The following is a 25,603-nucleotide window of genomic DNA, read 5'->3' as shown; positions in this document are numbered from 1 at the left end:
CAAAAATCTCTTACAAGACTACACTCGATTATTTGAATCGTGAGGTATCCACCGCTTCCCGCTTCTTTTCCTTATAACCGCCGAACTTCCAGGCGAAAGAAAGCCCTACACTGCGGAAACTGGAATACTCGTTTGTCACCCACTGATGCTCGTAACGTATCTGCGGGCAGGGCATCGATGTTTCGAGGATGTCCCTACACCAGGCAGTGAGTAAGGCATTTCCACCAAGGAAGGTATAACGGAGTGTAGCCGACAGGTCACCACACGAAGGAATGTCGTAGATTCCCTGGATGGCACGCCCTTGCAGACGTCCATCTACGGTTAAACGCAAGTCGGGTTTGCGACTCAAGGTAAAGGTATTGTTCAAGACAGCGATTCCCAACAACCGGTGTCGGTCAAAGGGAAGGTCGTAAAAATCGCTATCTTTCTGACGCATCCACATTCCAATCAGGGTAAGCCGCGAGTTGAGCCAACTCCCCGCCTTGAAAGGAACGGAAGCCTGAAGACCCGCCTGCTGCTCAAAGTCAAAATTCAGATACCTGTACAGTTCCAACAGTTCATCGGACGATTGATACAATGTCTGCAAGGCACGGTCCTTGGTATGGTTGAACCAGGCACGGAAAACATACTTCGATTTCAATATATAAGTCAACGAAGCTGAATAATCAATTTCTGGTTTCAGGAACGGATTACCTTGAATCTCACTATACCCCCCACCCAGATAGGACACGACATCCTGTACGGCCCAATAACCGGGATAGCTTTTGTCGCTACTGAAGTTGAGCTGAAAGATGTGTCCGTCAGCAGGCAAGTACGTGAGGTTGAGAACTGGATAAACATCCCACTCGTCCCACACGGGAGTCTTGTAACGCTCCACAGCCAACGAGAAGTCGGTCATCAGTTTTTTCCCGAATGATTTGCTGAATCCGGCATACAGATTGAGTGTCTGCTCGCGACGGCGTGACCGGACATCATCCGGTAATTCTTCACGTTCTATTTCTCGCTCTTCATTCCCGTAATACATCTGATACGAATGGTCTATACTTGTGGTGTACACCGTTCCGTAGTTCAATCCCCAACCGTTCTTCAACGAATGTTCCTGTGAAAGGTAAAATTTCCAGGCATTGATGCGCTGTCCGGCTTCGGTATAGAAATCGAGACACTGTTCCCCCATACGACTGTCCAGCCACTGCTTGTCAGGCGCATTGTACCACGTAAACTCTGCACCGGCCTTCAATCCGAAAGGTGTCTGATAGTCAAAACGACCGTTGTGCAACCACGAAGTCTGGTCGGTCCGACTGTCGGCTGTCTGTGTTCCCGTCGTGTGCTGTGTGTTGTGGCCGGTCATATACGAACCGTTGTAAACGAAACTCAATGAATGATTCTCTGCCAGATGATAATCCGTACCCAAACGGAAAGTATGCGTATGGCTTCGCCCGCGCATCTCCTCGTAATTGTCGACAAGATGCGTCGAACCGTCGGCCTGCTGCCAGTGGCGGGCTTCCTTATCGGTCGTATTGAAACTGTCTCCATGCGTATGGACATACAGGAAGTCGGTAGAAAACTTATTCCCGTTGTACAGCAAGGAAGCACGCTCTTCGAACGAGGCTTCATGGTCCTGGTTATACTTTCCATAAAGTTCCCCCTGAACTACCCCGGGGTCACCGATACGGTGACGCAAACGAACATTAATCATCGCTCCGCGTACCTGATAACGGGCCGGTGCATTATACATCACCTCCACGCGCTCGATTCGGTCTGCAGGCAAGGACTTCAACAAGGCATAAAGCTGTTGGGTACTCATGTTCGTCACCTTACCGTCCAATACCACGGTAACGCCTTGCATCCCCAGCGTCAACGCTCCGTCCTGTTCCACCACGCCAGGCAGTTCCTTCAACGCTTCAAAGACATTATCCACAGGGCGGTCCCGAATCATCCGCGGCAGGTCATATTCCAGCTTGCCTGCCGAAGCCTTGACCACAGGACGTTCACCCACCACCAGCACCTCGGGCAGATTCCGATACAGGCTATCCATCCGGGCATCTCCCGTAATCAGACTATCGGCCGATAAGGTCTCTACATGTTCTTCTTTCACATTCTCTTGGGCAGGAAGCGGCAAAGCGCCGAACAGACAGCCCATCCATAACCATGCATGTCGTTTCATCTTCGTTGTTTTACTTTCATATCGTTCTACAAAGGAAGGAACCTAAAACGAGTTCTTTCCCATACCTCCGCAAAGGTAAGCAGTTACGAAAAAAGCCCGCGTTACCGCAGGCTTACGAAGTCTTATCCAATGTTATCAAAGACAATTTTTTTCAGAAGCAGGACCTCACTTTCCTACAGATATTTCCTTCAAATACTGCTCGACCTTCCGGAAGAATGCCGACAGATGAGAGCCATCCACAAAAGCATGGTTCACATAAATAGACAACGGCATCACCAGACGCCCTTCACGAACAACGGCCTTTCCGGCGGTCATCAACGGGTAGTTGCAGGCGTTACCCGCTTCGGCCAATGTATAGGTGATGGATGTAAAATACATACCGGGAACGGCACTCAGATGCACCACATCGTAGTCGCCCTGACTCATCAGCGTCTTCTCGGCACCGTACGGGTCGCCATCGGACGGAATATGAGTAATCATACGGTGAGCTTCTTCGTAGAAACGGATGAAATCTTCGTGATAAGGGATGCGCAAGGTAAAAAAGGTACGACCCGGAACGGCAATGGGGGTAATAATGTCCACCCGGTCGTGAAACACCACCTGTTTCTGCTTGTCAATCCGGTAACGAAGCTCATCCACCTCATTAGCCGCACGCACCACAGCATAAAGGTAGTACAAGAAAAAGGACTGTCCCCGTTCTTTGGCCGCCGCACGGGCCTCGGTACAGTCTATCTCGGTCGTCACGGCATACCATGAACTGACGAAAGTTTCAAAAAAACGGAAATTGTCACGCCGGCTCCAAGTCTCTACATCAATGATATGTTTCATAATTCAACGGTTCTGATTCGAGGACAAAGATAATACATCCAATCGAGTGTGTAAAGCAAAATAGCCAGCGTTCCATACAAGAAGTGTTATTTAGTCTTACCATATCCGTCCCCTTCGGAAGAAGATTCTATCTTTGTACCCGAAAAACAATTCAGACCATGAAACTGCCTTCAAAATACATCGCCCTGCTTGTCATCCTTTCATTGGCAGGTATCTTCGGCTATCAGGCTTATTGGCTGACAGGACTCTACCGCACCATGCGTACCGACCTGGAACGAAACATCACAGAAGCCATGCGTATCAGCGACTACAACGAGATGCTAGTACGCATCGAACGTCTGCAACACAGAAACAGAGAACACGGCGAAGTCTCCATTTCCACCGGATTCAACGACGAAGGCAAACAGTTCGTACAGAGCAGCACCGTACTCCATCAGGTTTCCGACACGACCTTACAAGGTTTCACCGCCCAAAACGACACCTTCCGAAAAATAGAAACAGACACCGTACAACCCGACGCCATGCTTCATGCAAGCGAAGGACTCGATATGCTGCTCCGCAACCAAAGCACCATGGCTGGGATGGCCATTTACCTGCAACGTGGACTACATTCAGGACTGGACATTCTGATGAATCCCTCGTTCACCGTGTACGACAGTCTGCTTCATGCCCGTCTGCTCGAAATGAATATTCCCATCCGTTACCGGTTGCAATACCTCCATGAGGGATACGACATCCACGACCGCTGGCAGTACACCGATACTGTGGCTACAGGCGGGACATCTGGCTATGTGCCTACCTCCGATGCCGTCAGCTACCAATATGAGTTTTCTGCCTCCAAACACGAAATCTACCGACTTACTACCGAACCATTAGGCGGTATCGTCCTCCGGCAAATGGCGGGTATATTAACCACCTCACTGATTATCCTGCTGATTCTGGGCTTCTCTTTCTAGTACCTCATCCGTACCATTCTCCGTCAAAAGACACTGGAAGAAATGAAAAGCGATTTCACCAACAACATCACCCATGAACTGAAGACTCCCATTGCCGTGGCATACGCGGCTACCGATGCCTTGCTCAATTTTCACCAGGCCGATAACCCGACGAAACGCGAACGTTACCTGCGTATCTGCCAGGAACAGCTTCAACACCTCAGCGGACTGGTGGAACAGATTCTGTCCATGAGCATGGAACGCCGTAAAACCTTCCGGCTTCACTTGGAAGAAGTCCGACTGAAAGAGATATTGCCTCCCCTCATCGAACAGCACAAACTGAAAGCCGACAAACCGGTCCGTATTTCCTTGCAGATAACTCCTGAAGAATTGACCGTCACAGCCGACCGTACCCACCTGACAAACATGCTCAGCAACCTGCTGGATAATGCTGTGAAATATTCCCTTGAACACGCAGACATCGCTGTGTCCTGCCGGCTCTGTCAGGAAAATGAAGAAACATACACCGAAATCTGTGTCAGCGACTGCGGTATTGGAATCGCCCGTGAGTGCCTGCCACACATCTTTGATAAATTCTACCGGGTACCTACAGGAAACCGGCACGAAGTGAAAGGTTATGGACTGGGCCTGTTTTATGTAAAGACGATGATTGAAAAGCACGGAGGCACAATACATGTGACCAGCGAACCGGGAAAAGGCAGCCGGTTCACCCTACAATTCAAAAAAGCATGACCATGGAACGAATCAACGTATTACTGGTAGAGGATGAAACCAACCTCGCCCTCATCATCAAAGACACCCTGGAGGGACAAGACTTCAACATCCATACGGCTTCCAACGGAGAAGAAGGACTGCGCCTTTTCTTCGACATCCGTCCGGACGTACTGGTGGCCGATGTAATGATGCCTCGTATGAACGGCTTCGAGATGGTACGACGTATCCGACAGACCGACCAACGGACACCCGTTCTTTTCCTGACAGCCCGTTCAGCCGTTAACGATGTAGTGGAAGGATTCGAGTTGGGTGCCAACGACTACCTGAAGAAACCCTTCGGCATGCAGGAACTGATTGTGCGCATCAAAGCCCTAGTAGGTCGTGCCTGTTCGTATACCTCTCCCGTTCAGGAGGAGCAATCCCTCTATGAAATCGGGAACTATCAACTGGATGTCCGCCGACAAGTGCTCCTGTACAACGGCATTACCCAAGAACTCTCCTACCGGGAAACCGCCATCCTCCACCGTCTCTGCCAGAACCGGAACTGCGTAGTGAATACCCAAGACATCCTGCTCGACCTTTGGGGAGACGATTCCTTCTTCAACCAGCGCAGCCTGCATGTATTCATCACCAAACTGCGCCACAAACTGGCCAAAGATGAAAGTATCCGCATCGTCAACGTAAGAGGTATCGGCTATAAACTGATAGGCTGACCCGAAGCCTTCCCCAAAGATTTCTACCCAAAAGTTTGGCACACTCCCCATTTCATTCTACATTTGCAATCAGCGGGCATCTTTGTACCTTTCCGACTGAAAAAACTGTCAGGCAACAGCTTATTCTTGCGAAAAGAAGCAAAAATGTCAAGCAAAAAGAACAAAATAAAACAACTAATCATTTTTAATCATTTACAACGTATGAAAAAAACTTGGATTATCATCCTTGCCATTGTAGCCGTATTGGTGATCTGGTGTGTGTCAACTTATAACTCTCTGGTAACACAGGAAGAGGCTGTAGGAACAGCCTGGAGTAACGTAGAGAACCAGTATCAACGCCGTTCTGATTTGATTCCGAACCTGGTGAATACCGTGAAAGGCTATGCTGCCCATGAAAAGGAAACTTTCCAGGCCGTGGTTGACGCCCGTGCCAAAGCTACGCAGACTACCATCAGCATCGACGACCTGACTCCGGAGAAGATGCAGGCTTACCAGCGTGCACAAGGTGAAGTGGGTAGCGCATTGAGCCGTCTGCTGGCCGTAACAGAAAACTATCCGGATCTGAAAGCCAACGAAAACTTCAAAGAGCTGCAGGCTCAGCTGGAAGGTACAGAAAACCGCATCAGTGTAGAACGTCGTAACTTCAACGAGGCTGCCCGTACTTATAATACGAAAATCCGCCGCTTCCCGGCTTCGATGGTAGCCGGTATGTTCGGTTTCGAGAAGCGTCCGTACTTCGAAGCACAGGAAGGTGCTGAAAAAGCGCCGGAAGTAAAATTCTAACGCTCCATGAAACGAATCTTATCCCTTTGCCTGCTGCTGGGCTGTCTGCTGACCGTTTCCTTGCAGGCAAAGGAATACCAGGTAAAAGACATTCCGCTGGTCCATCTGCAGGATGCCAGAAGGTATGTCAGCAATCCGGACGGTATCTTGTCGCCCGAAGCGGTAGCTGTCATGGATACTACCCTCTTTGCCCTCGAAAGACAGACCGGCATCCAGACATTGGTGGTCGCTGTGGAACAGATTGAAGGAGGCGACTGTTTCGACTTCGCCTTCCAGTTGGGACAGGAAAACGGGGTCGGCCAGAAAGGTCGTGACAACGGACTGGTGATTCTGTTGGTCACCGGCGAACGGTGCATCCAGTTCGCCACCGGCTACGGACTGGAAGGAAGTCTGCCCGACGCCATCTGCAAACGCATCCAGGAACGGTATATGAATCCGTATTTCCGTGAAAACAACTGGAATGAAGGGATGGTAGCCGGTGTAGAAGCCGTGCGCCGACAACTGGACGGTTCCATGCAGAACGAAGGCAGTGACTCCGAAGAAGAAAACCTCGGAGTTGTCCTCCTGATTTTGGGAGGTTGCTTCATCGGTGTGCCTCTCCTTCTATGGATTCGTCACAGAAGACTCATCAAATGTCCGAAGTGCCACAAACACACGTTGAAGACACTGTCTACCCGTGTCGTATCCCGGATAGGCGGCATCCGCACAGAAGAAATTGTAGACTGCTGTACCAACTGCGGACATACCCGCAGACGCATCCGCAAAGTACATGAAAACGACTTCAACGACCGTGGAGGTGGAGGTATCTTCATGGGAGGCGGAGGTTTCGGCGGTGGAGGCGGTGGCTTCAGCGGGGGTAGTTTCGGCGGAGGCAGCTTCGGAGGCGGAGGTGCCGGAAGCAAATTCTGACGCACCCTATCACTTATTGTTTAATCTCAAAACAGCAACAGACTTTATGTACAACAATACATTCGGAAACATTTTCCGTCTGACCAGCTTCGGTGAATCGCACGGGAAAGCCATCGGTGGTGTCATCGACGGTTTTCCGGCCGGAATCAACATCGACGAAGACTTTATCCAACAGGAACTGAACCGGCGTCGGCCGGGACAGTCGTCCATCACCACGTCCCGCAAGGAAGCCGATGCCGTAGAATTTCTTTCCGGCATCTACGAAGGTGTTTCCACCGGTTGCCCCATCGGCTTCGTGGTGTGGAACACCAACCAGCATTCGTCAGATTACGACAACATGAAGGATATCTACCGTCCTTCACACGCCGATTACACCTATACGCAGAAATACGGACTCCGCGACCATCGGGGAGGCGGCCGCTCCTCTGCCCGTGAGACCATCGCCCGCGTAGTGGGTGGCGCCCTGGCCAAACTGGCCTTGAAACAACTCGGTATCAGCGTGACTGCCTTTACTTCGCAGGTAGGTATCTATCAGCTGGATAAAGACTACACCCAATACGATTTGGGCAACATCGAAAAGAATCCGGTCCGTTGTCCGGATATGGAACTTGCCAAAGTCATGGAAGAGTACATCTTCAACATCAAAGGCGAAGGCGATACCATCGGAGGTGTCATCTCCTGCGTCATCAAAGGCTGTCCTGTCGGACTGGGACAACCGGTATTCGGGAAACTGCATGCTGCCCTGGGTAATGCCATGCTGAGCATCAATGCCGTGAAAGGATTCGAATACGGACAAGGCTTTGGTAGCATGAATCTGAAAGGAAGCCAGCAGAATGATATTTTCTACAACGACAACGGAACCATCCAGACCCGTACCAACCGTTCTGGTGGTATTCAGGGTGGAATCAGCAACGGCCAGGACATCTATTTCAAGGTGGCCTTCAAACCGGTAGCTACCATTCTGATGGAACAGCCTACCGTCGACATCCACGGAAACGATACGGTACTGAAAGCCAAAGGCCGTCACGACCCTTGTGTATTACCCCGTGCAGTCCCCATCGTAGAAGCCATGGCTGCCATGACGATTCTTGACTATTACCTGCTGGACAAAGCCAGCCACCTATAAAAACGCAACCTTAACCATTCAAGCCCAAGATTATGGAAATCAGACAATACATACAGGAAAATGAAGGCCGGTTCCTGGAAGAACTGTTCAGCCTCATCCGGATTCCCAGTATCAGTGCCCTTCCACAACACAAGGAAGACATGCTGGCCTGCGCCGAACGCTGGCGTCAGCTGCTGCTGGAAGCCGGAGCCGACGAAGCCTATATTATGCCTTCGCAGGGAAATCCGTTGGTTTATGCCGAGAAACAAGTAGACCCGCAAGCCCCCACTGTACTGGTTTATGCTCATTACGATGTCATGCCGGCCGAACCCCTGGAGCTTTGGAAAAGCCAACCGTTCGAACCGGAAATCCGTGACGGCCGTATTTGGGCCCGGGGTGCCGACGACGACAAGGGGCAAGCCATGATTCAGGCCAAAGCCTTCGAGTACCTGGTACGTGAGGGCCTGTTGAAACACAACGTGAAGTTCATTTTCGAAGGAGAAGAAGAAATCGGTTCGCCCAGTCTGAACGCTTTTCTGAAAGAGCACAAGGAGCTGCTGAAGGCCGATGTCATCCTGGTTTCAGACACCAGCATGCTGGGTGCCGACCTGCCTTCCCTCACCACCGGTCTGAGAGGACTGGCCTACTGGGAAATCGAAGTGACGGGTCCGAACCGCGACCTTCATTCCGGCCATTTCGGCGGAGCGGTAGCCAATCCCATCAATACCTTGTGTAGCCTGCTGGCACAGGTGATCGATACCGACGGACGCATCACCATCCCGCATTTCTATGATGACGTAGAAGAAGTTCCTGCTGCCGAACGCGACATGATAGCGCACATTCCTTTCGACGAACAGCAATACATGGATGCCATCGGTGTGAAAGCTCTGAAAGGAGAAAAAGGCTACTCTACCCTGGAACGTAACAGCTGCCGTCCATCGTTTGATGTCTGCGGCATCTGGGGCGGTTACACCGGAGAGGGTTCGAAAACCGTTCTCCCGTCGAAAGCCTACGCCAAGGTTTCGTGCCGTCTGGTTCCCCACCAACAGCACGAAAAGATATCCCAGCTGTTCATCGATTACATCCGTGCCATCGCTCCGGAATACGTGCAAGTAAAAGTTACGCCGATGCACGGAGGCGAAGGGTACGTATGCCCCATTACCTTGCCGGCCTATCAGGCAGCCGAGAAAGGTTTCGAGAAGGCCTTCGGTAAGAAACCGCTGGCTGTACGCCGCGGAGGAAGCATCCCCATCATCAGCGATTTCGAACAGATTCTGGGCATTAAGACCGTGCTGATGGGATTCGGCTTGGAGAGCGATGCCATCCATTCACCGAACGAAAACTTCCGGTTGGATATTTTCCGGAAAGGTATCGAGGCGGTGGTAGAGTTCCACAAAGAATTCAGCAAATGACCGGTCATATAAAACCGTAACATTTCAGGAAGATGCTTCTTGAAGCGTTTCCATCTTATCCGGAACGGGTGTTTGTTTCAAACGGAACAGACATCCGTTTTTTTTAGCCTTACAAACTTCTGCAATTGTAATTTCCATCGAGATGTTTTCTACATTCTTCAGGCGAAAAACGTATATCTTCCATTCGCAGAATATACGTTCCGCATCCTAAAAACCTATGTTTCGAAGGCAAAGAATGTAAAACGTATTCATTCTCCTAAAAGTCTTTAAGAATATCTCTATCCTTTTTCATCATTGATTACTGAAATCTGAATGATAAAAACAAACAGTTTTTTGAAAAACAAAAAATTATCGTTTACTTTACCGGACTAAAGTCAAGCACTATGGAAAAGACATCAAAATCTAAGCCGAAACAAAAATCGAAAAAGACCAAGAAGGCTCCACCCAAAGTTTCTTACCACTATAAACCGGATAACCTGACACTGGAACAATGGCAGATTGCTTTGCGGCAGCAAGCCGCCCAGAAAGAGAATTTCGCCATCAGCGAAATGAACGCGAAAGAATATCCCGGTTATTACCGGGTAGCCAATCCGGTTTCACACAATGAATACCGAGTGGTGTTCCGAGGCCACGAAAGCCCATGGAACTATTGCTCGTGCATGGATTTCAAGACCAGCCAGCTAGGAACCTGTAAACACCTGGAAGCCGTAAAACTATGGATAGTCGAAAAACGGAAAAGAATCCATCGGGAACAACCATCCTATACATCGGTCTACCTCTCCTACCGGAAGGAACGGAAAGTCTGCCTACGTATCGGTACAGACAATGCCGAGGAGTTCCGTCAACTGGCACAACCCTACTTCACTCCGGAAGGAGATATGCGTCCGGAAAGCCTCGATACGATTTCGGAATTTCTTCATAAGGCCTTCCAACTGAACAACAGTTTCCGATGGTACAACGATGCCTGGGACTTCATCGCCGAAAAACGGGACAAACGTAACCGGGAAAAGTTCCTGGAAGAAGAAAATACCGATGCCATCTTCGATTCTCTGCTCAAGACCCGTCTATTCCCCTATCAGAAAGAAGGAATCCGTTTCGCTTACCGGGCAGGCAAATCCATTATAGCCGATGAAATGGGTCTCGGTAAGACTATCCAAGCCATCGGAACCGCCGAACTGATGCGGAAACAGGGACTGGTTTCTTCCGCACTGATACTCTGCCCTACCTCCTTGAAATATCAATGGAAAAAGGAAATCGAAAAGTTCACCGATGCGGATGCCATCGTGATAGAAGGCAACCACCTGAAACGGAAAGAACTGTACAAGGCGGAGGAATTCTACAAGATTGTTTCCTACAACAGTGCCTGCAAGGATATCCAGGTCATGCGTTCACTCACCACCGATTTGCTCATCATGGACGAAGTACAACGGCTCAAGAACTGGAACACCCAGATAGCCAAAGCTGCCCGACACATCGAATCTGCGTATGCCGTCGTACTTTCAGGTACTCCCCTGGAAAACAAACTGGAGGAACTGTATTCGGTTGTCCAGTTCGTAGACCAGTATGCCTTAGGACCTTATTACCAGTTCGTAGACCAGACCATCATCAAATCGGATACCGGCAAGACAATCGGTTACAAGGGTCTAAATGCCGTAGGCGAGCAACTGCATGATATTCTGCTCCGACGCCGTAAAAAGGACGTAGCATTGCAACTCCCCGAACGGATGGACAAGATATTGTTTGTCCCCATGACGGAACAGCAACAAGCCATGCACGACGAATGCCAAAGTATCGTTGCCCAACTGGTCATGAAATGGAACCGCCAACGCTTTCTGAGCGAGAAAGACCAGAAACGCCTTTTACTGCTTCTGAGCCAGATGCGCATGGTGTGCGACAGTACCTATATTCTGGACCAGAAAAGCCGCTACGATACCAAGGTAGACGAAGTGATGAACATCCTGAACAATGTGTTCGAAAGCAGTGATGAAAAAGTTGTAATCTTCAGCCAATGGGAACGTATGACCCGCCTCATCGCTGCCGAACTGGATAAGCTGGGCATCCGATATGAATACCTCCACGGAGGTGTCCCTTCCGAAAAACGGAAAGTCCTGATGGAGAATTTCACCGAGCTGCCTGAAAGCCGTGTATTCATTTCTACTGATGCCGGAAGTACCGGACTGAACCTGCAGGTGGCCTCCATCCTCATCAACATCGACCTGCCGTGGAACCCGGCCATTCTGGAACAACGCATCGCCCGCATCTACCGCATCGGACAGCAACGGAACATACAGATCATCAACCTAGTTGCCCCGTCGTCATTGGAAGAACGCATACTTTCTACCCTCAATTTCAAGACTTCGCTTTTCGAAGGTATTCTGGATAACGGTGAAGACAGCATCTTCTTGGAAGGCAGCAAGCTCGACAAGATTATGGAAAACATCGCCTCGTCGTTCGCAACGCCGAAAGAAAAGAACAAAGAGGATGGAACTGTCATCTTGACGGGCGACCAGGAAGAGATAAAACCAAAGACCTCCGCACCCACCGACTCTCCCAATGAAGCGGAAGAAGAAAAAACAGAAAGTGAGTCAGAAAGAAAGGCCACCCTGGAAGAAAAACCCCAGACAGAAGAAGAACTACATGAAGGAATCCTGGAAGAAATGGGAGGAATATCCGACACCTGTGTTTCATCGGAAAAGCCCGCTCCGGCACAGCTCATCCAGCAAGGAGTCTCTTTCCTCAGCGGACTGGCCAAAACACTTCAATCGCCCAAGGCTACCCGTGAACTGGTAGACAGTCTGATTGAAGAAGACAAAGAAACCGGACAGACTACGCTGCGCATTCCGGTTCCGGACAAGGAAAGTGTGACTAATCTACTGAACGCAATCGGAAAACTATTCAGTTAACTTCAGTATCAAAACTGCACATCCCGGTCTTTCCCAAACAATATGAAGGAAAGCCGGGATTTTTTATTTTCTGTATCGCAATTCCCAAAACGCCACCGCCGAAGCGGCTGCCACATTCAAGGAATCGACACCGTAGTGCATCGGAATACGGACCTACGTTACCGCAGATTTGTAATCTGCGGTATGATAAGCTACGGAAGTATGCAGATATACGGAGATACATGGCAGATTACAAATCTGCCATAACACAAGATTCCTTTTTCAGCATTTATCCGGTTACGCAACTGGGCATCTGTCAAGGTTCCGAACATTTCCACTCCGGGGTATTCCAAAGATGTTATTTCGATGATAGGCATGAAAGTCTTCTTTTTCTGCCAAAGTTAAGAAAGAAAACTCGTCCATACAACGATTTTTTCCTACCTTCGCTGATAAAGCAATCAAAACTCTTTATCATGATCAAGATATACGGAATGGAAACGTGCCCCGACTGCACGTATGTAGAAGAGCAGGTAAAAGGAAACGACAATTATGAAATCATCGACATCGGCCTGCATGTAAAGAACCTCAAGGCCTTTCTGAAACTCAGGGACAATAACCCGGTATTCGACGAAGCCAAGCGATGCGGAGCAGCCGGTATTCCTTGTTTCGTATTGGAAGACGGTACCGTTACATTGACACCCGAAGAAGCCGGACTACAGTCACGCCCCATCAGTGAGGGAGCGACCTGCAATCTGGATGGAAGCGGTTGCTGAAACCAATGGACTTATTCTTCATCCTAAACCTCACCGTATGACAAAGAAAATCCTTTTCCTGCACGGATTCTTCGCTTCAGGCGCATGTATTCCGGCCTGCACCTTGAAACAAAGTTTCGAAGGTAAAGCCGAGGTACTGACTCCCGACCTGCCGCTACATCCTCAAGAAGCCCTCGCATTCATCCACCGAATCTGCGAACAGGAACGGCCGGATGTACTGGTAGGAAACAGCAACGGTTCCTTTCTGGCACAGATGGCAGCTTCGGCTTGCGGACTACCTGCCCTCCTTGGAAATCCACATTTTGAAATGACACGTTTCCTGTCCGAACGTATCGGCACCCACACGTATAAATCGCTACGGGCAGACGGCAATCAGCAATTCACTATCACCCCGGCCTTGATAGACGAATTTACCGGACTCCAGCTTCATCAGTGGGATGCCTGTTCACCCGCCAATCAAAACCGGATCTGGGGACTGTTTGGCGAAAACGACCACCTGGCCCATTATGAACCGCTGTTCCGGGAGCATTATTCCCAGGTATTTCATTTTCCCGGCGCTCACACCCCCACGCCAAAAGAGGTACAGGAGTATTATGTTCCGTTGATTGAAAAACTTATGGAACAATTTATAACTGTTGTATGATTCCCCTATAAACAATCCATTTTCCGGCAAGGACATTATTTGTAGCAATATCGAAGATACAACATACTGCCATTAAAAAAATTCATGGGACAGCATAACTCTTATCACCTTTTTCTTAATTTTACCCTCAAACATTTATTAAATCTACTATGAAACTATCTATTCAACTCAAGCAACTGAGTAAGCGTAAATGTACTATTGAGCCCATGCCTGTGGAGCTGACAGGTGAAATTCCCCACAATGTACAAAGTCTCATTACCGCTATTGTCCGCCGACAAGTAGAAGAGTACAACGCACGTCCTGATGAGAACGAATTGTTGAAATACCTCACACGAGAGGATTTAGACAACCGAGCCGAATCTGGTAAGGTGGGCTTTGGAGTAAACTACAACGGGAAAAAAGCCTCTGCAGAAGCAGCCGTAAAAAACGCTCTGCAATCGTACGAGGACGGCATTTTCCGCCTTTTTATCAATGATGAAGAAGCCGGAGCTTCCGACAGTCCCCTCGCACTAAAAGAAGGAGACAGGCTGACGTTTGTCCGTTTAACCATGCTTTCGGGCAGGCTGTGGTAAGTAACATATTTTTATACATCATCAAAAACTGCATACAAAACCATGAAAACACTATTCTCCCAAAAAGAGCTCAACAAGCTGGCAAACAGCTACCTGCAAAGCATTTGTGACTACATGGGAAAAAACCTTGACAAAGAAACAGCACAGCTTTGTGCCGACTTCATGGACTACCACTGCGGCACGGGCGGCCTGGAGGTACGGGACGGCAAACTGAGGCCTGCCTTCTGCCGTATCCTTCAGGAAGACGGAATCACCGACACAGCGAAGATGATGGAAAGTCCCCGTCTCAACAAGTTGATAACTTACCTTCTTGGCAGTGTCAACGCCCGGCTGTTTAACGAGTACTTGAAACAGGAGGCACAGTGTACTTATACCTGCGGATACTATCGCCGCTCACAGCGCTCAGCCAATGTCTTCCTACACCTCGACCACATAGACGACGTACTGACCCGCTTCCTGCGTTTCGCCGCCCTAGGGCTCACCACCCAAGAAATTGCAGAAGGAGGAAGCACCCCCCTACTACAGGAAGCTTTCAAGGATAACTGGCAGATGGACCGTACCGAATGGATGGCCGCCCATGTAGCAGCCGGTACGGAGTCAGTGATAAACGCCATCCGCAAGGCCCTGACCTGCGAAGACAACAGCCACCGCTTGCAACGCTGTCACTTGGGTGCCATTGCCCGAAGCGGCAACTGCGAGCTTCTGGAACTGGAAGGCAAACTTCTCCTTGCCGCCCGACTCCAAGAAGGATTGCGGCAGGCCATTCTGGAGACCGTTGACGAAGGTACGGCCAAGAACCATCTGTACATGCTTTCCATTATCATAAACAACAACCTACTGCGCTTTGCCTCCGTAAAGCGTGCCATCGCCGTGTGGACAGGCATGGGCGAAATGAATACACAGAACAGGGTGTTTGACAAAATAGTCCTGCAAATGTACACCTTCCTGAACGACCGCGCCCTAGCTCGCAAAGCCCTGCAAAGCATAGATAGCGTGGAACTGTACATGGGCTTGTGGTGCAATGGCTTCTACAACACTGATGAAATAGAAACACTAGTGTCCAACATCATAACCCACGGACAACGCCACCAGGCACAAACGCTTTTCTACTACCTTGGGAACATCCAGTCGCCCCTACTAACACAACGGCTCTGCAACCTTGGCTTAGAACACTGGCACGACGACCTATCTGTCATGGCCGCCCTGCTTTCCTCTTATCTTAGTAAACTGAGCTACAACCGATATTACTACCAACAGGACGTTCCCCGTTGGGAAGACCACTTTGCCAGTCCTGAAGAAGCCCGGCAACAATACAAGTGGCTGAAAGCCCTCAGCCAGTCCATGCCTACAGAAAAACGTTTTGAGCCATTCATCTTCCCATGGGATTACTGCATCCTGACCCGATCGCATGTAGTAGACAAAATGATACTCATTGCCTGGATGCTGAACGACACTGCCCTGCTGGACGACCTCTGTGACCTTGTGCCAAGTATGCTGGACAGCTACTCGCGCGACAGTTTCCTGACTCGCGTCATCGGTCATCCGTCCACGCCACGACAGGAAGCATTTGTACTGCAATCGCTCGCCGACCGCTCCATTGATACACGAAATGCTGCTCTCAACACATTGGAGAAAATGGTTCTCACGCCCGAACAGACCCGTACACTGGAAGAAATGCTCCGCCTAAAGTACAGTGAAGTGCGTGTAGGAATCATCAAAGTGTTGATGAAGCAGACAGACGACTCACTGTCGGTTAGCTTGCAACACCTACTCACCGACAAAGTGGCTGAACGCCGCCTGGCAGGACTAGACATCATGCAAAAATTACAGCGCGAGCCACGCTATGCAGCTTTGTATGCCGAAACGCTGCCACTAGTGCAGCAGATAGTCCGTCCTTCTGGCAAAGAACAGATCATGATAGACGCCCTTACAGACAAAGACAATACCGAGCAGCGGTATAGCAAGACCAACGGCTTCGGACTGTACAATCCTGCACTTACGTTCGAACTTCCCGCCATCCCACCCGACACGAATGTCAACATCGGACAGGTGTTCTCCTTTATCACTTCAGGCGAAGCACTGAAAGTGTTTGAGAAACTGAACGACCACATCAGCCTGCACAAAGACGACGAATTCAAGGATGACTACGGTAATGTATGCCTGGTAGGTAACAATGTCAGAAAAGGCTGGCGCAACGACGGCTCCCCTCTTAACCGACTAGGACTGCCCGAACTGTGGACAGCCTTCTACGAACAGGAGATATGCAACTACAGCCACCTGCTCATGATGTGTTTCATGCTGAAAAGTCGGGGTGTTCCCGAAGACAACAACAAAGAAGAGAAAGACAAATCCAACAGTTTCTATCCCCTCTTCGACCTCATGTACGAAGGCATTCCCTACCGTGGTCTACAACGTAGCATCAAGAATATGACCTACTCCGCACAGATAAACTCTATCGTTGAGGCACTGGAAAGCGAATATAGGGACGATACCCTGTACCAGCACATTTCCGCTACCCTATTGGAACGCTTGTTACCCCACCTTACACCGGAAAATATCGTCTGCAGCCAACAGAAGAAAAACACTTGGCTAATAGGGGAACAGCGATACGGAGACGGTACTGTCTATATCTCCATTCACGAGGACGATTACCTACAGTTTTGGCTAGACACCCCCCGTAAACCCATTAACGATACTCTCTTCACCCGATATTTCCTCACTCGTTACCGCCTCTACCAACTGGCCAACTACATGGAACACACACCACCTTTGGAAAGCGCCGAGCCATGCATACGCAGCATGGACTTTGTCCGTGCCTGGATGCTGGGACTCATACCCGAAGGCGAAGTGTACCGCGAGATGATGGGAAGACTCACTTCGCACGCCCGCATCGAAGGCATCACAATGGTGATGTATAACGGCTACCGTAATCCCCGAGAACGCGACGAGTTCACCGACCTAGAAGGTTTCGACTTCTCCGCCTTCAAGCCCGTGGCACAACGTATCGTAGACCGCATTCTGGAAATCGAACTGCATCGCGGCGACAGTGCCACCGAAGTAACCGATCTAGCCAACAGCCTGCGACGCATTTACGGAGTAAAGGTATTGATACGCATCCTGCAAGCCTTTGGCAAAGACGCTTTCGTGCGCGACGGCTATGGCTGGAACCGCAACGACAGCAGCAAACGTGATACACTCAGTTACCTGCTGAAAAACTGCCATCCGCTACGCCAAGACACCCCTGCCCTGCTGAAGAAACTGGCCAAAGAAGCCGGACTCAAGGACGAGCGTCTGGTGACCGCCGCCATGTTTGCCTCGCAATGGTTGGAACTGGTAGAAAAAGCGATTGGCTGGAAAGGGCTGACCAGCACAGCCTGGTACTTCCGCGCCCATACCAGCGAGAGTTACGACGACCGCGAGAAAGCCATCATCGCACGCTATACCCCCATTGATCCGGAACAATTACATGAAGGCGCTTTCGACATCAACTGGTTCAAGGAAGCCTACAAGACCATAGGGAAAACCCGCTTTGAAGTGGTGTATGATGCCGCGAAGTATATTTCGTCTAGTAACGGACACACCCGGGCGAGAAAATTTGCCGATGCAACAAACGGCAAGTTCAAGGTAGCCGACACAAAAAAAGAAATCATAGCCAAACGTAACAAAGACCTGCTGATGGCATATAGCCTAATCCCTTTGGGACGAAACAAGGACAAGGACCTGCTGGAACGTTACTGTTACCTGCAACAGTTTCTGAAAGAAAGCAAAGAATTCGGTGCTCAACGCCAAACCAGCGAGAAAGCGGCTGTGAACATTGCCCTACAAAACCTAGCAAGCAACTCAGGTTACGGCGATGTGACCCGCCTGACCTGGAACATGGAAACCGAACTCATCAAAGGTCTGCTGCCCTACCTCACGCCACACGACGTGGAAGGCGTTGAGTTGTGGGTGGAAATCAATGGCGAAGGCAAGTCCGAAATACACCAACGTAAAGCAGGCAAAGACCTAAACAGCATTCCTGCCAAGCTGAAGAAACACCCGTATGTAGAAGAACTGAAAGAGGTGCACAAACAACTGAAAGACCAGTACACCCGCTCACGCTTCATGCTGGAACAAGCCATGGAAGACGGTACCACCTTTGAAGAACAAGAACTGCACCGTTTAATGCAGAATCCTGTCATCTGGCCCCTACTCAAAAAACTAGTGTTTACGGACAGCAACAACACCCGTATAGGCTTTTATGCCGACAGCACATTGTTCGGTGCCGAAAGCCTTTCATCACCTTTAGCCAGCAACGACTTGCTGCGCATTGCCCACCCTGTAGACTTGTACAACAGCGGACAATGGCATGCCTTCCAGAAAGTCCTGTTTGACAAAGCTATCCGCCAACCTTTCAAGCAAGTGTTCCGAGAACTATACGTGCCCACCGAAGAGGAACGAGAAACGACTCAATCCCTGCGTTATGCCGGCAACCAAATTCAGCCGCAGAAGACCGTGGCCATACTGAAGAAACGCCGCTGGGTGGCAGACTATGAGGATGGCCTGCAAAAAGTCTATTACAAAGAAAATGTTATTGCCACCATCTATGCTATGGCCGACTGGTTCTCGCCAGCCGATATTGAAGCACCCACGCTGGAGTATGTCTGCTTCTATAGCCGCAAGGACTACCGAGCCATGAAAGTTGACGAAGTACCGCCCATCATCTTTTCGGAAGTAATGCGCGACGTGGACCTAGCTGTCAGCATAGCTCATGCAGGAGGTGTTGACCCCGAAACCAGCCACTCCACTATCGAAATGCGCACAGCTCTGCTACAGTTCACTTTGCCGCTGTTCCGCCTGAATAACGTAACAGTAAAGGGTAACTTTGCCCACATCACAGGCAAATTAGGCAACTACAACATTCATTTGGGTAGTGGTGTAATCCATCAGGAAGGTGGTGCGCAGATTGCCGTCTTGCCGGTACATTCACAAAGCCGTGGCCGCCTGTTCCTGCCCTTTGTGGACGAAGACCCCAAGACAGCGGAGATACTGACCAAAGTACTCTTCTTTGCACAGGATGACAAGATAAAAGACCCGAGTATCCTACAACAAATCAAATAGATTTGAAAAATAATTTTTAAGTCAATAAAAAATCTAGACGGATGAATAAAAAACAAATCTGTTTTCATTCATCCGTCCTAACATTTCAATACACACATCTAAAATGTAACATTTACACATCCAAAGTAAAAGAATTGTCATTTCCCTCTCAAACGGGAATCCCAAAAGCATCCACAAAGTCGACAGTATACTAGTCTAGAACGACACAAAAAGAAGTCTGAAATGACACTTTAACAGGCTATTCTTTGATTTCAAGTTCCATCAGCACCGGCAAGTGATCACTATACCCGCCGTGGTAACGTTTGCCCCAATACGTACGAAAAGGAGTATCTCCTCCGTAACGGTCGTCTTCCTCCATCAGGAACGGGAATTTCAGGATATCCACCTTGTCATAACGGGCACGGATCTTCTTGCTGCCCTTCAGCATAAAACCGTTTACAATCATCTGGTCGAGTATCCCCCATTCTCCCCGATAACGGTAAGTACCGTCCGTACGGCCATCCATCAGGTTATACAGCTTATCCTTCTGAACCTTCTTACCCGGCTTGACAGCTCCCAGCACCTCGGCTATGGAACGGTTGGTCGGATAATCATTGAAATCGCCCATAATAATGACATGCGGACGACGACGGACAGCCATGACTGAATCGGCCGTTTTCCGCAGATACTCCGCTGTAAACAGGCGATAAGGCTCACTCTTCGCTTCACCTCCCGAACGCGAAGGCATGTGGCAGACAAAAACATCCAATGTATCACCGGAAACCACCTTACCACTCACATGCAGGATATCACGGGTTGGTTTTCTGTCTATTTTTTCGGAAGGAATGCGGACCGTCTGTGTACCGAGGTGACGGAACGTTTCCGGCTGATACAGCAAGACGACATCGATTCCCCGCTCATCCGGCGATTCGGTCATCGCATATTGGTAACCCGCTTCGCGCAACGGCGAATTGGACACCAGCTGCTGGACACAGTGTTCGTTCTCCACTTCACACAAGCCGACCAAGTCGGGTACCTGGTCCTCACCGGCAGCCAGAATCACCTTGCCTATCTTATTCAACTTGTCGTAGAAACGAGGCAGGCTCCATCCTTTGGGATTATCCGGCAAAAACTCGTAATCGTTTTTCAGCGAATCATGCTCACAGTCGAACAGATTTTCGACATTGTATTCCATCACGCGGAATTTCTGTTGAGCAACAGCCGGAGCCAACGAGCAACCGGCAGCCAGAAGAAACGCCCAGAATCTATACTTTATACCTTTCATGCCTTTACCGGAATATAAGCCAATACATCCAACAAATGACGCCAGAACTTATCGACGGTAGGAATCAACATCCGTTCGTCGGGAGAATGAACCCCACGCAAAGTCGGTCCGAAAGAGACCATATCCAACGACGGGTATTTCTCCAGGAACAGACCACATTCCAATCCGGCATGGATAGCCTTGATTTTCGGTTCTACACCGAACAGGCGCTTGTAACTTTCTACCGCTACACCCAATATTTCAGACGACGGATTCGGCTTCCAACCCGGATAACCGTCGCCGGTAGTAGTTTCCGCTCCACCCAGTTCGAAAGCGGCACGGATCATCTGCGACATATCCTTGCGTGAAGAAAGGATGGAACTGCGCTGACTGGTTCCTACGATAATCTTCCCGTCGCGCATCTTGATAGATGCCAGATTGGACGATGTCTCCACCAGTCCCGGCATATCCTGACTCATGGCATAAACCCCGTTGTGGACTGCATAAATGGACAAAAGGAAACGTTTCATGGCTTCCTTCTCCATCACTTCCGCACAAGGAGTTTCCGATTCCAGTTCCATCGTCAGTTTCGGTTCAGTAACCGCATATTCATTCTCCACTTCGGCCAGGAAGACATTCAAGTCTACCCGTACAGCTTCTTTGTATTCCATCGGTACGGCACATACGGCATGCGCTTCACGCGGAATGGCATTATGCAGATTCCCTCCATCTATCTCGCACAGACGCAGGTCATAGCGGTTCATCAACTGTACCAGATAACGGTTCAACACCTTGTTGGCATTGGCACGTCCCTTATTGATATCATCACCTGAATGCCCGCCAGTCAATCCTTTCACGGCTACCCGGAAGAAGAAGTACCCAGCCGGAGCCGCTTCCATCGGACAGGGGAACTGGGCCGTAGTACCAGCTCCACCGGCACATCCGATGAAGAGTTCACCTTCATCTTCCGAATCAAGGTTGATCAGAATATCCCCGCTCATGAAACCATCCTTCAAAGCGAAGGCACCGGTCAATCCGGTTTCTTCGTCTACGGTAAACAGACATTCTATCGGACCATGTGCGATATCCTTCGCGTCGAGTACGGCCAGTTCGGTAGCGATACCGATACCGTTGTCGGCCCCCAATGTTGTCCCCTGAGCTTTCAGCCACTCCCCGTCTACATAGGTGCGGATCGGGTCTGTATCGAAATTATGTTCGGTTGTCTTGTTCTTTTCACACACCATATCCATGTGCGACTGCAATACGACCTTCTTCAAATTTTCTTTCCCCGGAGTTGCCGGTTTCATGATCAGCAGGTTCCCTGCCTCGTCGGTCTTATACTCCAAACCACGTTCCTGAGCGAACCCAATGAGAAAGGCTCTGATTTTCTCCTCCTTCTTCGACGGACGAGGAACTTGACACACTTCTTCGAAAAAATGAAAAACCGAAGCCGGTTTCAAATCGTTCTTTTCCATAATTGTTCGTTGTTCTTAGTGATTGATTTTTACCTGCAAAAATTCGTTAAATACATTCGCTTACTTCCTTATAAACACTTTTTTCGGTTCAAAATAAAGCGGAATAGGAACAAAAACTATATCTTTGCACCACAAAAATAATAAGAAATGCTTAAGACTCTCCTTATAACAGTGTTAATAGTTGCTATCTGCATAGCACTATTATCTGTAAAGATTCTGTTCAAGAAAAACGGACGCTTCCCGAATACCCATGTAAGCGGAAGCAAAGCGATGCGCCAGCGGGGTATCGGTTGTGTACAGTCACAGGACCGTGAAGCACAAGTGGCCAATCCACACGCCATACCGGAACGCAGGAGTCTGACAGAAGAGGAAAATAATTAACTATAAATATGATATTCAAACTATTATGAAAAAAATGAAGTATATCCTGAATGGATTTTTGGCACTGGCTATGATTCTGCTGTTCGCTCAGTGCAGCAACAACCAGAGTACCCCTTCTCAAACAGCCACTCCGACAGCAGTCGGCGGTTCTACCAACATGAAAATTGCATACGTAGAAATCGATTCCCTGCTGACAAAATACCGTTTCTGGAACGACCTGAACGAACTGATGATTCAGAAAGAAGAGAACATCCGTACTACACTGAATGAAAAAGCCAAGGAACTGGATAGAGAAATGAGAGAATTCCAGCGTAAACTGGAAAACAACGGTTTTGCTACCCGCGAACGTGCTGAACAGGAAAACCTGCGTCTGTCACAGAAACAGCGTGACCTGCAGCAGTTGCAGGAAAAACTGGCTGCCGACTTGCAGACTGAGAACCAGAAGAACAGCCTGCAGCTGCGTGACTCTATCAACTCTTTCCTGAAAATCTACAACAAGACAAAAGGCTATAGCCTCATCATCAGCAATACCGGTTTCGATAACCTGCTGTATGCTGATACGGCTTATAACATCACTCAGGAAATTGTAGAAGGCTTGAATGCACGCTACAACCCAAGTTCAGCCAAGAAATAATTTGTTTTTATAACATCCTTGAAAAGACTGCTTTCTGTAACGTGAAGCAGTCTTTTTTTATGCTACATACATTTACCAAACGGGCACAAGCCAAATTCCTGCTACTCACAGATTCAGCCAAGCCAACCCGGACAAAGCACATCCTCCCTGCACAAAACATACGTTCCCCGGACAAAGGACCTATCTCCTTCATCTGGGGAACGTATGTTTCTGCCATCAGGAACGAAAAGTTTCCAGCCATCATTCAAAGACTTTGCCTGCCCCAAACGATGAAACGAAACCGTTCATTTCCGGACCTTTTCCTGATAAGCCTTGGCCCGATCCACGACTTCATTCACGAACTTATAGGTTTCCATGCCTCGGAAATACCCGTTCTTACAGACTGGATCCTGATAATATTCCTCATGGCTCTTCAGTAACATGTAATGAGCCACATGATGCTCCCATCGGTACTTGTCATGTCCGTATTTCTCGGCCAAAGCCATGGCATCGGTCACATGTCCGACCCCTGCATTGTATGCCGCCAATACGAACTTCACCTGTTCATCGGCATCCGCAACCTTCGAGAAAATCTGTTTCAGGTTAGAAATGTATTTGGTAGCCGCCTTCACACTCTCTTCCGGATCCTGCTCCTTTCCGGCCGGTACTCCTAAAGCACGTGCTGTAGCCGGCATCAGCTGCATCAATCCCTTGGCTCCCGCCCACGATACGACCGTCGGATCAAAATTAGACTCCGTATATGCCAGGGAAGCCAACAGACGCCAGTCCCAGCCGATTTCTTTGGCATATTTCCGGAAGAGGTCGTCAAAGTGTGAAATCTTTCCGTCCTTCAGCGACAGAAAATCACTATGGACCGTATGTTTCTCCAGTTCGAAGTAACGTTGGGCACTCGCCCTGAAAGCCGCCGAATTGATGTTCTCCCGATGCCAGGAATCGGCAGCCTTGGCCAACAGCGGAGAAGTCTTCCGCACCGCCCACGAAGAACGTTGGTCGAAACTGATTTCCAGACTGATGTCCAGATTAGGGTAATAGGTACGGTTGATACGTGCCACTTCGTTGGTAGCTACCGTATAATTGATTTTCCCTTCGGCGACCCATGTAATCAGATCCTCGGCCGAAACACTGTCTGCATCTATTTCGTGGATGTGAATACCACCTCCCAGTTCCTCGTCCAGATTCTGCAGGCGGGTCCGGTATTTTCCACGGTTCACGTAGACTTCCTTCCCCACCAGTTCCGTCACATCCTTCAAGGCTCCGCGCCCCTTCCGCTGTACGATAACCTGATGCGTAATGTTTTCTTCACCGCAATAAATCAGACTGTCCTTCCGATGATTCGTAACAGCCAGGTTATAGGCAATCAGGTCTCCTTCTCCATCCAGCAGCATCCGGACCAGCTCCGCCTCATCCTTGGCTGTCTTCACTTCAAGTTCCAGTCCCAATGATTTGGCAAACTGCTGGGCAAGTTCATATTGGAATCCCATCGGCTCTCCCCGATAGTTGAAGTACGAAGTAGAACTGTTGATGGTAAGCACCACCAACTTCCCCTGCTCCTGTATCTGAGGCAAATCAATGTGTGCAACCGCCTCATCCGCCTGTTCCCCCTTTGATTTGCAGGCAAACAATCCGACACAAAGCAACAGACAGAAACAGATGAGATGACGGAGTTTCATCGCCCGACAATTTTTTCGATGTACATCTTCAGAATTTCAATGGCCTTTTCGTTATGTCCTCCCTGAGGGATAATCAGGTCGGCCACCCGTTTGGCCGGTTCGATAAATTCCAGATGCATCGGCTTCAAAACCTTGACATAACGCTCCATAACCGCTTCGGCAGTACGTCCGCGTTCCAGGACATCACGCTGAATCACCCGAATCAGACGTTCATCGGGGTCGGCATCCACAAAGATACGCAAGTCCATCTGCTTGCAAAGTTTCCGGTCACTCAAAGCCAAGATACCTTCGATGATGACCACTTTCCGGGGTTCAACATGTACTGTCTCCTTCTGACGGGTACAGGTAAGATACGAATAGACAGGCTGTTCGATAGGCTGCCCTTTCCGTAACATGGCAATGTGTTTCGACAACAATTCCCAGTCGAAAGCATTCGGATGATCGAAGTTAATGTTCTGGCGCTCTTCTACCGGCACCATGCTACTGTCCTTGTAATAAGAATCCAAGGGGAGTACCGCTGCCTCATCGGCAGAAAGGCTTTCGATGATTCTTTTCACTACTGTAGTCTTTCCGGAGCCTGTACCTCCGGCAATTCCAATGATAATCATATCGTTTATTCAATAATTAATTATACTTTTGCATCGTA

At 49.3% G+C, this 25,603-nt stretch carries 19 protein-coding genes and 2 pseudogenes; 13 read left to right on the top strand and 8 right to left on the bottom strand.

Features of this window, described 5'->3' with window-relative positions; genetic code table 11:
• Nucleotides 1-28 precede the first annotated feature (28 nt).
• A complete protein-coding gene (locus tag C510_RS0102710) occupies nucleotides 29-2,164 on the bottom strand; it encodes an outer membrane beta-barrel protein (RefSeq protein ID WP_025892187.1) in 2,136 nt (711 codons plus the stop codon).
• A gap of 165 nt (nucleotides 2,165-2,329) precedes the next feature.
• Entirely contained in the window at nucleotides 2,330-2,992 is a 663-nt protein-coding gene (locus C510_RS0102705; RefSeq protein ID WP_018709804.1) for a chloramphenicol acetyltransferase, read from the bottom strand.
• 158 nt (nucleotides 2,993-3,150) lie between these two features.
• Between C510_RS0102705 and C510_RS16020 the strand changes: the two are divergent.
• From C510_RS16020 to C510_RS0102665, 7 genes and pseudogenes are all read left to right on the top strand, one after another.
• Nucleotides 3,151-4,680: pseudogene (locus C510_RS16020) on the top strand (sensor histidine kinase).
• 2 nt (nucleotides 4,681-4,682) lie between these two features.
• Nucleotides 4,683-5,375: a response regulator transcription factor gene (locus tag C510_RS0102695; protein ID WP_185095060.1), complete on the top strand. Its 693-nt coding sequence runs from the start codon at nucleotides 4,683-4,685 to the stop codon at nucleotides 5,373-5,375.
• Between the two features lie 201 nt (nucleotides 5,376-5,576).
• Nucleotides 5,577-6,158, top strand: coding sequence for a LemA family protein (locus C510_RS0102690; protein ID WP_018709800.1), 582 nt, complete (start codon nucleotides 5,577-5,579; stop codon nucleotides 6,156-6,158).
• A 6-nt stretch (nucleotides 6,159-6,164) separates the two neighbouring features.
• Nucleotides 6,165-7,067 (top strand): TPM domain-containing protein, encoded by a 903-nt coding sequence (locus C510_RS0102685; RefSeq protein WP_018709799.1) that lies wholly within the window; start codon nucleotides 6,165-6,167, stop codon nucleotides 7,065-7,067.
• A 46-nt stretch (nucleotides 7,068-7,113) separates the two neighbouring features.
• Nucleotides 7,114-8,193: a chorismate synthase gene (aroC, locus tag C510_RS0102680; RefSeq protein ID WP_018709798.1), complete on the top strand. Its 1,080-nt coding sequence runs from the start codon at nucleotides 7,114-7,116 to the stop codon at nucleotides 8,191-8,193.
• A gap of 32 nt (nucleotides 8,194-8,225) precedes the next feature.
• Nucleotides 8,226-9,584: a dipeptidase gene (locus C510_RS0102675; protein ID WP_018709797.1), complete on the top strand. Its 1,359-nt coding sequence runs from the start codon at nucleotides 8,226-8,228 to the stop codon at nucleotides 9,582-9,584.
• Nucleotides 9,585-9,967: 383 nt separating this feature from the next.
• On the top strand, nucleotides 9,968-12,487 hold the full coding sequence (locus C510_RS0102665; protein WP_018709795.1) for a DEAD/DEAH box helicase: 2,520 nt from the start codon (nucleotides 9,968-9,970) through the stop codon (nucleotides 12,485-12,487).
• 63 nt (nucleotides 12,488-12,550) lie between these two features.
• On the opposite strand, the pseudogene C510_RS17895 reads toward C510_RS0102665, so the two are convergent.
• Nucleotides 12,551-12,640 (bottom strand): annotated as a pseudogene (locus tag C510_RS17895) (TrmH family RNA methyltransferase); the annotation flags it as partial.
• Nucleotides 12,641-12,678: 38 nt separating this feature from the next.
• Entirely contained in the window at nucleotides 12,679-12,843 is a 165-nt protein-coding gene (locus tag C510_RS17890) for a hypothetical protein (RefSeq protein ID WP_018709794.1), read from the bottom strand.
• Nucleotides 12,844-12,939: 96 nt separating this feature from the next.
• Between C510_RS17890 and C510_RS0102655 the strand changes: the two genes are divergently transcribed.
• The 4 genes from C510_RS0102655 to C510_RS0102640 all read left to right on the top strand — a co-directional run bounded on the left by C510_RS0102655 (nucleotide 12,940) and on the right by C510_RS0102640 (nucleotide 19,554).
• A complete protein-coding gene (locus C510_RS0102655) occupies nucleotides 12,940-13,239 on the top strand; it encodes a hypothetical protein (RefSeq protein WP_018709793.1) in 300 nt (99 codons plus the stop codon).
• Between the two features lie 37 nt (nucleotides 13,240-13,276).
• Complete coding sequence (locus C510_RS0102650) at nucleotides 13,277-13,882, top strand: YqiA/YcfP family alpha/beta fold hydrolase (protein WP_018709792.1); 606 nt, start codon at nucleotides 13,277-13,279, stop codon at nucleotides 13,880-13,882.
• Nucleotides 13,883-14,031: 149 nt separating this feature from the next.
• Nucleotides 14,032-14,454 (top strand): hypothetical protein, encoded by a 423-nt coding sequence (locus C510_RS0102645; RefSeq protein WP_018709791.1) that lies wholly within the window; start codon nucleotides 14,032-14,034, stop codon nucleotides 14,452-14,454.
• Between the two features lie 42 nt (nucleotides 14,455-14,496).
• Entirely contained in the window at nucleotides 14,497-19,554 is a 5,058-nt protein-coding gene (locus tag C510_RS0102640) for a DUF4132 domain-containing protein (RefSeq protein WP_018709790.1), read from the top strand.
• Nucleotides 19,555-19,792: 238 nt separating this feature from the next.
• Here the strand turns inward: C510_RS0102640 and C510_RS0102635 are convergent, their stop codons facing one another.
• Together C510_RS0102635 and C510_RS0102630 are read right to left on the bottom strand one after the other, a co-directional pair.
• A complete protein-coding gene (locus tag C510_RS0102635; RefSeq protein WP_018709789.1) occupies nucleotides 19,793-20,818 on the bottom strand; it encodes an endonuclease/exonuclease/phosphatase family protein in 1,026 nt (341 codons plus the stop codon).
• A complete protein-coding gene (locus C510_RS0102630; protein WP_018709788.1) occupies nucleotides 20,815-22,272 on the bottom strand; it encodes an aminoacyl-histidine dipeptidase in 1,458 nt (485 codons plus the stop codon). Before C510_RS0102630 ends, C510_RS0102635 begins: the two co-directional genes overlap by 4 nt.
• A 147-nt stretch (nucleotides 22,273-22,419) precedes the next feature.
• On the opposite strand from C510_RS0102630, the gene C510_RS0102625 reads away from it, so the two are divergent.
• Together C510_RS0102625 and C510_RS0102620 are read left to right on the top strand one after the other, a co-directional pair.
• Entirely contained in the window at nucleotides 22,420-22,653 is a 234-nt protein-coding gene (locus tag C510_RS0102625) for a hypothetical protein (RefSeq protein ID WP_018709787.1), read from the top strand.
• A 25-nt stretch (nucleotides 22,654-22,678) separates the two neighbouring features.
• A complete protein-coding gene (locus C510_RS0102620) occupies nucleotides 22,679-23,287 on the top strand; it encodes an OmpH/Skp family outer membrane protein (protein WP_022339744.1) in 609 nt (202 codons plus the stop codon).
• Nucleotides 23,288-23,571: 284 nt separating this feature from the next.
• Here C510_RS0102620 and C510_RS0102615 read toward each other — a convergent pair whose 3' ends face one another.
• Both C510_RS0102615 and udk read right to left on the bottom strand, forming a co-directional pair.
• Entirely contained in the window at nucleotides 23,572-24,957 is a 1,386-nt protein-coding gene (locus C510_RS0102615; RefSeq protein ID WP_018709785.1) for an MltF family protein, read from the bottom strand.
• Nucleotides 24,954-25,565, bottom strand: coding sequence for a uridine kinase (gene udk, locus C510_RS0102610; RefSeq protein WP_018709784.1), 612 nt, complete (start codon nucleotides 25,563-25,565; stop codon nucleotides 24,954-24,956). The genes C510_RS0102615 and udk overlap by 4 nt, the downstream gene beginning before the upstream one ends.
• Nucleotides 25,566-25,603 lie beyond the last annotated feature (38 nt).

It is taken from the genome of Phocaeicola barnesiae DSM 18169 = JCM 13652 (assembly GCF_000374585.1).
Classification (GTDB): Bacteria; Bacteroidota; Bacteroidia; order Bacteroidales; family Bacteroidaceae; genus Phocaeicola; species Phocaeicola barnesiae.
The sequence above is the reverse complement of the archived record's forward strand: the minus strand, read 5'-3'. Positions and strand labels throughout refer to the sequence as shown.

Bases quoted from the DNA above. Each gene is read 5' to 3' on its own strand.
- C510_RS0102710 (WP_025892187.1), bottom strand. From the start codon at position 2,164: ATGAAACGACATGCATGGTTATGGATGGGCTGTCTGTTCGGCGCTTTG.
- C510_RS0102705 (WP_018709804.1), bottom strand. From the start codon at position 2,992: ATGAAACATATCATTGATGTAGAGACTTGGAGCCGGCGTGACAATTTC.
- C510_RS0102695 (WP_185095060.1), top strand. From the start codon at position 4,683: ATGGAACGAATCAACGTATTACTGGTAGAGGATGAAACCAACCTCGCC.
- C510_RS0102690 (WP_018709800.1), top strand. From the start codon at position 5,577: ATGAAAAAAACTTGGATTATCATCCTTGCCATTGTAGCCGTATTGGTG.
- C510_RS0102685 (WP_018709799.1), top strand. From the start codon at position 6,165: ATGAAACGAATCTTATCCCTTTGCCTGCTGCTGGGCTGTCTGCTGACC.
- aroC (WP_018709798.1), top strand. From the start codon at position 7,114: ATGTACAACAATACATTCGGAAACATTTTCCGTCTGACCAGCTTCGGT.
- C510_RS0102675 (WP_018709797.1), top strand. From the start codon at position 8,226: ATGGAAATCAGACAATACATACAGGAAAATGAAGGCCGGTTCCTGGAA.
- C510_RS0102665 (WP_018709795.1), top strand. From the start codon at position 9,968: ATGGAAAAGACATCAAAATCTAAGCCGAAACAAAAATCGAAAAAGACC.
- C510_RS17890 (WP_018709794.1), bottom strand. From the start codon at position 12,843: ATGCCTATCATCGAAATAACATCTTTGGAATACCCCGGAGTGGAAATG.
- C510_RS0102655 (WP_018709793.1), top strand. From the start codon at position 12,940: ATGATCAAGATATACGGAATGGAAACGTGCCCCGACTGCACGTATGTA.
- C510_RS0102650 (WP_018709792.1), top strand. From the start codon at position 13,277: ATGACAAAGAAAATCCTTTTCCTGCACGGATTCTTCGCTTCAGGCGCA.
- C510_RS0102645 (WP_018709791.1), top strand. From the start codon at position 14,032: ATGAAACTATCTATTCAACTCAAGCAACTGAGTAAGCGTAAATGTACT.
- C510_RS0102640 (WP_018709790.1), top strand. From the start codon at position 14,497: ATGAAAACACTATTCTCCCAAAAAGAGCTCAACAAGCTGGCAAACAGC.
- C510_RS0102635 (WP_018709789.1), bottom strand. From the start codon at position 20,818: ATGAAAGGTATAAAGTATAGATTCTGGGCGTTTCTTCTGGCTGCCGGT.
- C510_RS0102630 (WP_018709788.1), bottom strand. From the start codon at position 22,272: ATGGAAAAGAACGATTTGAAACCGGCTTCGGTTTTTCATTTTTTCGAA.
- C510_RS0102625 (WP_018709787.1), top strand. From the start codon at position 22,420: ATGCTTAAGACTCTCCTTATAACAGTGTTAATAGTTGCTATCTGCATA.
- C510_RS0102620 (WP_022339744.1), top strand. From the start codon at position 22,679: ATGAAAAAAATGAAGTATATCCTGAATGGATTTTTGGCACTGGCTATG.
- C510_RS0102615 (WP_018709785.1), bottom strand. From the start codon at position 24,957: ATGAAACTCCGTCATCTCATCTGTTTCTGTCTGTTGCTTTGTGTCGGA.
- udk (WP_018709784.1), bottom strand. From the start codon at position 25,565: ATGATTATCATTGGAATTGCCGGAGGTACAGGCTCCGGAAAGACTACA.